We start from the raw sequence: 7,325 nt of genomic DNA, 5'->3' as shown, positions 1-7,325 counted from the left end.
TTGAAGTGGAACGTATCTATGAAGCCATTCTAGTCTGTGGTACCCATCCAGTAGAGCGAAGAGCCAAATAATTTTTCATAACGTTTAATCATTTAATAAATATCCGCTGGAGTTAGTAATGAAAGCAGCACAATTACTCACAGACAATAACTTGCGTTTTCGGATAGTAGTTAGACTTCAGACAAAAAGAAACGATCGCTCTCCCATGGAATACCGAGAAGCGGTCGTTTCTTTTTATACACATCTACATGACAAGGTTATGACCAAACAAGAGTGATTAATAGAGATATATTCATTTGTGAAGAAGATATCATGCATTTTTAACATCAATTCTATAAGAATCCCAAATCTTAATCAATTTTCACATATCATGAAAAAACCTCAATATTCTATTTTACAATTAAATGTATATTCATATACTGCGTTTCTTACTAAGACTCCAACTTCCCCATCATATCTCTAAAGCTTTCCAACACCGACTCTAAGTTATCGATAATACCATTTGCCAATACGTCTGGGTCAGGAAGATTATCAAAATCAGCTAAGCTCTTGTCTTTAATCCAACTAATGTCCAAGCTTGCCTTGTCTCGAGAAATAATTTCCTCATAACTAAACTTTCTCCAGCGACCTTCTGGATTGGTATCAGCATTCCACGTCTCTGTCCGTTCATGGCGATTAGCTGGGTTATAACATTGAATATAATCCTGTAAATCCTCCGGCTTTAGCGGATGCTTCTTCAATGTGAAGTGGATATTCGTTCTAAAATCATAGATCCAAATCTCTTTCGTCCAAGGTTCTTTACTTGCAGGTTTATTATCAAAGAAGAGCACATTCGCTTTCACGCCTTGTTTATAGAAAATGCCTGTAGGTAAACGAAGTATCGTATGCAAATCAGTCGTTTCCAATAGTTTTTTCCTTATAGTCTCCCCTGTTCCACCTTCAAACAACACGTTATCAGGTAGAACAACAGCAGCTTTTCCATCAATCTTGAGTATTGTACGAATATGTTGTAAAAAGTTTAGTTGCTTATTGCTAGTCGTCACCCAGAAATCCTGTCGGTTGTAAGTTAAATCATCCTTTTCCTGCTCGCCTTCCTCATTGGTAAAGGTCATGCTGCTTTTTTTTCCGAAGGGAGGATTACTCAAAATATAGTCATATCGATCACCAGAATCCGATACGAGGGCATCATTGGGTGAGATGAAGTTCTCACTATCAATATCACCAATATTGTGTAAAAACATATTCATCAATGCCAATCTACGTGTGTTCGCTACAATTTCGTTTCCGAAGAAAGTCTTAAATTTGAGAAAATGTTTCTGATCCTTATCCAGATCATGATGACCAACAATATAATCATACGCTGCTAATAAAAATCCACCCGTTCCGAGAGCGGGATCAGCGATTGTTCTCATTGGTTCTGGTTTCATGCATTGTACTATCCCTTTAATCAATGTTCTTGGGGTGAAATATTGTCCTGCACCGCTCTTAATGTCCTCTGCATTTTTCTCTAATAAACCTTCATAAATCTGACCTTTAATATCTACTCCCATCAGACTCCATTGCTCTTTGTCGATCATATCGATCAACTTATACAGCTTGGCGGGATCTTGAATTTTATTCTGTGATTTGGTGAATATCTGTCCTAAGATTCCTTTTAATTGTCCCAAATCACGAAGTAATTCAATATAGAAGACCTCTAGCTCCGCACCTCTTTTTTCGGTCAACTTGGTCCATTTATACTGTTCGGGTATAGGAAGAACACGATTATAGGGAGGCTTCGAGAATTCATCTGCCATTTTCAAGAACAACAAATAGGTTAGTTGCTCTAGGTAATCTCCATATGACACCCCATCGTCTCTTAATAGATTACTGAACCCCCATACCTTCGAAACAACCGAAGAAGTTTGATTAGCGCTCATGTTATTTTGTGCTCCTTTTCGGTTTTATTGAAGTCTTACTAGATTTTTCAACACGCTCTTCACGAATTCGTTCCAATAGTAATTCCGCAGGTTCATCATTTGGGTCCTGAGGTACAAGCTTTCCTTCGAATGCTTTCTTTAGGATGCTTTGACGTAGCAGGTCAGCTTGTTTCATGCAATGTTCTATGGTTTCCTCAAGTTTGTCGCAGATGGATAGGCGAGATTCGATTTCTTGGACAATTTTAATTTGATCAGCATAGTCATATACAGGTATTTCAATTTCCCTGCAAATTTGTAGAGTCAAATTTATTTGTCCTGCTGTAGCTTTGGATTTATTCTTTAACTTAATAGTGGTGGGTTCCCATAAAAGAAAATACATTAGAAATTTATTATTCATTTCATCTTTACATCTAAACCTTGCAATAGCCTGATTTATATTCCACTCTGCATAAGTATTAGGCACAATTGATACTTTGCCGAGAGGCGGTCCAACTATATTCATCAATACGTCACCAGGAAAGACTTTAGATCTCTTCAGAAAACCTGTATGTGTCTCAAAAGAAACAAATGTAGGTTCAATAGTAAAATCTAATTCGTCACCAAAAGTCAAATTATATACTTTTATGAATGGAATTTCACCCGTTCCTTGGAATAGTTTGTCCTTTGAAGGTGTTGTTCCCTTAGTGATAAACTCGCACACTTGTTCAAGATATAAGCGCTTAGGCTCAATTTCTTGAACATTTGTCAACTTCCCTTCAAACGCCCATTTCAACACAGATTGTCTATATATTTTAAGTTGTTGCTGAATGGTTTTAAGGGTTTCTATTCCATTATCCAATTCACTGAAAAGTTCTTCTATCTTTTCGACAATACGTCTTTGCTCTTGAATGGGGGCGATAGGAAATTGATAATTCCATAATATATTAGGATCTACGTGAGGTGTACCCGTTCCTTTTGCCTTAGTATTAATTTCTAGATACTTTGACTGTAGATAATAATATGCGTAGAGATTATTTATTCCTGGAAAGTTTATTTTCACTAATGTACTTCCTACAGCACCATACAATGCACGTCCTACATATCCTGATCTAGAACCATCCCAAACCATTAAAAAATCATTTTCATTACAAATTGTGCAACCTTCTCCATCTGTATACTCATCAATCAAATTCTTTTCAAAAGCCTTAATATTTACATAAGGAAGCATATACCCTTCTTTTTGCTCTTTAACTACTCTCTTAGGTTTTCTACCTTTTTCATTTAGGGAAAATTCACCTAATTTTTCGAGTAACCACCCTATAGGATGTCGATCAAATTCATTGCCTACCACTATGCCACCAATCCCTCGTTAAGTTCTTCTATGATGATATCCATTTGTTCACCGAATAGTTGCCACATCTTCCCCTGTCCGCCTTGAGCATCGAACGGCGAATAGTCAATATCCTCTTTTTCAATATGAAAAGAAGTCACAATATGATCTTTCATCATCCGCAACCATTCCATCTGCTCAGAATTATACTTCAATGAGCCCGCTTGTTTCTTGAACACCCAATCTTGAAAATTTTTGTCCACGGTTTTATCGAATGAAGTCAGTTTCTGATCAATACCTACGACTCTTCTTATCAATGCTACTAGGGCTATAAGCTCATTCTTGGGCGTGGATTGACCTACTTGGTCTAATTGTTCATATGCTTGCCAGATCGAAATAGGTGCTAGCCCAGGTTTATCTAGCCTCAGCTTTTCTAGTAAATCCTTAAGCATCTTGAAGGTCAATTCTTTTCTCCGATGTGGTTGATTATAGAAAATTTGCAGCGCGGTGATTTCATCTTTATGCTGCTCCATGTAAATATTGAAATCCTCGATAATAGCATTTACCTTTTCTTTGGAATCGGCGTCCCAGCCTAAAGCTGTTACAGTATCTAAATTAACAAGATCAATGTATTGTTCATGGATCTTCCGCACGTTCTCAATGTACTCATTGAGCTCCCCAGAGAAGGTGGAAGCCGCTTTCCTAATTAAAGCATTCTGTACTTCTTGAATTTGGCTAATTGTTGGAATATCGTCTGCCTCGGTACCGTAAATTCTTCTAGCACTATCTTCTAAGACATCAGGATTATACGCTTCGAGTAATTCCTTAACGACTTTATTGATTGTCTTTCCCCTCGCGAGTTCATTAAACTTCTCTTTTTCCTGATCACTAAGTTGCTTCTCCAATCTCGCTAACCGACTAGCAAGCGTTGTGAACAAGTCCTCGTCCTTTGCCCCTACAGTCACTGCCCGTAGAAGATCTTTCAAGGAAACGCTAGGTTGACGGTCAAGTGGACGGCTGTCAGTCTTTAGTGATTTAGTGACACCAATTGCATCTATAATGACAAAATGGTCTTTCGTGTAACGAGCAGAAGGAGTTACCTTGCGTAGATCATCCAACTGGATGGTTCGTGTCCCCCTCCCTTTCATCTGCTCAAAATAATTTTTGCTCTTAACATCACGCATAAATATAAGACATTCCAACGGTTTAACATCAGTGCCCGTTGCAATCATATCTACAGTGACAGCGATGCGAGGATTGTAATCATTCCTGAATTGATTAAGCACTGATTTAGGATCTTCATCAGCTTTATAAGTGACTTTCTTACAAAATGAATTTCCTTCATCAAACTCTTCTCGCACAATCTGGATAATATCATCTGCATGACTATCTGTCTTCGCAAAAATAAGTGTCTTTGGAACTTCAGTACGCCCAGGAAAGATAATAGGTAAGTTGTCTTTAAATGTACGTATTATCATTCTGATCTGACTTGGGTTCACAACCTCATTATCTAACTTGAGTGCTGTATAAGCAACATCTTCATCCAATTGCTCTAGTCTTTTACGTCGGGTCAGTTTTTCTCGCTTATCAATAAACTCTCCGCATTTCATCTTTGCGCCTTGTTTCGTTATCTCTGTTTCAATCAAGAAAATAGTATGCCCTACATTCACTCCATCAGCAACCGCTAATTCATGGGGATATTCACTTACCATATTCTGATTGAAGAAGCCGAACGTTCTCTTATCAGGTGTAGCGGTAAGTCCAATTAGAAATCCATCGAAATAATCGAGAACTTGCCGCCATAAATTGTAGATGCTGCGGTGACACTCATCAATGATGATAAAATCAAAAAATTCAATCGGTACAAGTTCATTATAGACTACGGGAAGAGGTTCGCGCTTATTCCACATAGAATTATTCTCACCTGGGTTAGTTTCTTCGGCAGATTCATCTAATTCCTCCCCTTTCAGTATAGAATAAAACCGCTGGATGGTACTGATGCATACTTGACTGTCCGTGGAAATATAATTCGATTTCAAACGTTGTACATTGTAAAGCTCAGTAAATTTACGATTATCATCGTTAGGCTGATAGGAATGAAATTCCTGTTCAGCCTGTTCACCTAAATTCTTGGTATCGACTAAAAAAAGGACACGCTTCGCGTCGGCATATTTAAGAAGTCTATATATGGAGGTAATTGCGGTAAATGTCTTGCCTGATCCGGTTGCCATCTGAATGAGAGCCCGGGGTTTATTAACTTTAAAAGATGCCTCAAGTTTCGTAATAGCATTAATCTGACAATCACGTAGCTTGTCAGGATTTAATTTAGGGATAGATTGCAATCTACCTCTAAGTGGTTGGGTCTTTCTTAAAATCTCGCTTAAAGTTTCTGGACGATGAAAAGTAAATACTTCCCTTGCTCTAGGCTTGGGATCGTCATAATCCGTGAAATGTGTTAATACCCCTGTGCTCTCATACACAAAGCGCAATGGTTTAAATTGCAAATATTTCAACTTGCTATTGGCATATTCTTTAGACTGTTCTTCTGCCACCCGCAACCTCTGCCCGTCTTCAACCCTCTTAGCTTCAATAACCCCAACAGGCTCTTGGTCTACGAACATAATATAATCCGCCGGTCCCACATCAGTGTGATACTCACGTATAATAACTCCTTGACCAGCATAGAGATTCATGTTTTTCTTGTTTTGAATAACCCATCCACTTAATTTTAATTTACGGTCAATCTCATCCCTTGCGAACTGTTCAGGGTTCTTGTTCAACAATTTCACCTCTACTCAAAAAATACTTAATTAATAATATAAACAAGCCTAATTTTCACCTTAGTAATTCTACAAATTTATACAGAATCCTCTAAAATGCGGATATCCTTATATTCGATTCGAAAGTTACAGTTGGAGAAACAATTACCCCCCTCTTCCTTCATGCGGAATCCAAAAACTAGGGCGTGTCTGAAAACTAAAAAATCATATGGTATGATAGGAGAAAAACGAATGGAGAAACAAGCATGATTCCAAGACGGTACGAAATAACCGATGAACAGTGGGAACAAATAAAGGACATGTTCCCACCCTATCAAACAGGACGTCCGTCAAAATTAAGCAATCGCACGATGTTTAATGCCTTTCTTTGGATTGCCCGAAGTGGTGCGGCATGGCGAGACTTGCCGGAAGAACGTTATGGTTCATGGAAAACGGCCTACAGTCGCTTCTGCAAATGGCGAGACTCCGGACTACTTATCGCCATCTTCCAAGCCCTTCACATCGAGCCGGATTTTGAAAATTTGAGCATCGATTCTACATCGATCAAAGCCCACCAACACAGTGCCGGTGCAAAAAAAACGCAGACGGACACGAGGTGAATCAACACATCGGCGTCAGTCGTGGCGGCAAGACAACCAAACTTCATACGGTAGTCGATGGATTAGGCCACCCTCTAGCTTTTCTACTGACGGGTGGCCAAGTTTATGATTCTGTTCCAGCGATCGAATTGCTTCAGGAGCTGGATATTACGGGAAGCCATATTCTTGGCGATAAAGCCTATGGCTCAGAAGCCATTCGGAACTGGATTACGACTAAACAGGCCACTTACACCATTCCACCTAAAGCGAATAGTCAACATCCAAGGAAAGTCGATTGGTATCGGTACAAAGAACGCCACTTGGTTGAGTGCTTTTTCAATAAAATCAAACACTTTCGCCGTGTGGCGACTCGTTACGACAAGTTGGCTAAGTCATTCCTCGCGTTTATATACATAGCTTCCATTTTCAAATTGACCCAATGATGAGTTTTCAGACACGCCCTAATTGGAATGTGCCTTTAATGTGCAATTGTTGGCTCTCCAATATTACCTTTTCAGCCTCGCTCATCGCCTTTAAAATTTTGTCTCGACACACTTATGATATCCGTGCAATTTTGACTTTTACAGAAAAAAAGAACAGCTTGCAGCCTGTGCTGCAAAACTATTCTTTTCCCACTCATTCTTCCCACGGCTCTCTAGACTCTCATTCATGGATTGTCAACAGTAAATCAGACAACTTTTTTAAGGGCTTCTTGGCGATACTGAACAGGCGTCATATA

General features: G+C 38.9%; 4 protein-coding genes. 1 reads left to right on the top strand and 3 read right to left on the bottom strand.

Annotated elements, in window-relative coordinates; genetic code table 11:
- Positions 1–431: 431 nt before the first annotated feature.
- Genes WH37_RS32825 through WH37_RS32815 form a run of 3 tightly spaced genes read right to left on the bottom strand, consistent with a single transcriptional unit; the run spans position 432 to position 6,008 of the window.
- On the bottom strand, positions 432–1,919 hold the full coding sequence (locus tag WH37_RS32825; RefSeq protein ID WP_046234884.1) for a class I SAM-dependent DNA methyltransferase: 1,488 nt from the start codon (positions 1,917–1,919) through the stop codon (positions 432–434).
- Position 1,920: 1 nt separating this feature from the next.
- Complete coding sequence (locus WH37_RS32820; RefSeq protein WP_052737427.1) at positions 1,921–3,249, bottom strand: restriction endonuclease subunit S; 1,329 nt, start codon at positions 3,247–3,249, stop codon at positions 1,921–1,923.
- Positions 3,249–6,008: a type I restriction endonuclease subunit R gene (locus WH37_RS32815; protein WP_046234883.1), complete on the bottom strand. Its 2,760-nt coding sequence runs from the start codon at positions 6,006–6,008 to the stop codon at positions 3,249–3,251. Before WH37_RS32815 ends, WH37_RS32820 begins: the two co-directional genes overlap by 1 nt.
- Before the next feature lie 245 nt (positions 6,009–6,253).
- Here WH37_RS32815 and WH37_RS35205 point away from each other — a divergent pair.
- Positions 6,254–7,029, top strand: a protein-coding gene (locus WH37_RS35205; protein ID WP_177218119.1) for an IS5 family transposase whose coding sequence is annotated in 2 segments (ribosomal slippage) — positions 6,254–6,578 and positions 6,578–7,029 — 777 coding nt in all. Because the reading frame shifts where the segments join, the coding sequence is not laid out codon by codon here.
- Positions 7,030–7,325: the final 296 nt, after the last annotated feature.

This window comes from Paenibacillus algorifonticola (assembly GCF_000971975.1).
GTDB lineage: Bacteria > Bacillota > Bacilli > Paenibacillales > Paenibacillaceae > Pristimantibacillus > Pristimantibacillus algorifonticola.
The sequence above is the reverse complement of the archived record's forward strand: the minus strand, read 5'-3'. Positions and strand labels throughout refer to the sequence as shown.